Here is a 1,010-nt window from a genome sequence, read left to right on the forward strand (position 1 = left end):
TTTTTTAACTTTGCAACAGAACCTTTTAAAGTCTGCTGCCATAAGAAAACTATAATTTGTCTTCATATAATCTTTTACAAAGAATAAACTGAATACAAAAAGTAATATCAAAAGTGCACTTACTTCTATTAAACTATAAATTCCTTTAAATTCTTGTGATTTATAATCACCATAATATATCTTTGAATATAAAAACATCATTAAAACAATTACGAATAACGAACATAATAAACTAATAATTAAACTTCTAAAATAGAGTTTTATATTACTTTTGGGATTTTTTTTAAAATATTCATTTACGACTTTAAAAACCGAAAACAAAGTAGGTATTGCTACAACTACACTAATTATATTTTTTAACATATTTCCTTCCTTTCGTTTTTGTATTAAAAAATATCAATTGATAGCATAAAAGATATCATTATTCACCTCCCTTATGTTCATCTTTAGTAATTTAAATTCAGAGTATAAAATACGAATAATGGAATATTAAAAGTAACTATTCGATATATATTTGATGTGTGTAACGACAATTTATAAGAATAATATGACACCACATATGATTAATTAATGTATATAGTAGCATCTAAATTGAGATACTTAATGCAATTTACATCCAACTTTTTGTACTTTAATATATCAAAAAAGGAGACTAAAATTACTTAGTCTCCTTAATAATTATTAGCAGCAGTTCTACTATCATAAATTGAAATAGAAATGAGCAACATTCGTAATTATTTCCCATTCATTTTAAATCCTTCTTTGTTTTTCTTTCCTTCGGTTATAATCTAAATTAGTAGTATCAATATCAAATTGTTGTACTATATTTCTTTTCCTTTTGATTGTCCAAAGTCTATTTCTTCTTCTTCATAACGACCATCATTTCTATAAAAATCTTGAATCTCATCTTTTATAGACTTTTCCTTTTTGGTAAATGTTACAACGCCATCCTGTATATCGACTTCTAAATTGTCTCCGAGGTTCTGTTGCAAAGTTGAATTTATAATATA

At 24.5% G+C, this 1,010-nt stretch carries 1 protein-coding gene and 1 pseudogene; both read right to left on the reverse strand.

The genetic code is table 11. The features are described 5' to 3' along the window. A pseudogene (locus HMPREF3241_RS13045) lies at window positions 1–363 on the reverse strand (hypothetical protein); the annotation flags it as partial. Between the two features lie 458 nt (window positions 364–821). Continuing rightward, window positions 822–1,010 (reverse strand): hypothetical protein (locus tag HMPREF3241_RS12635; protein ID WP_050550802.1); only part of this gene is annotated, 189 nt, incomplete at its 5' end.

Origin of the sequence: Staphylococcus sp. HMSC34G04, assembly GCF_001838765.1 — a bacterium.
Lineage (GTDB): Bacteria > Bacillota > Bacilli > Staphylococcales > Staphylococcaceae > Staphylococcus > Staphylococcus epidermidis.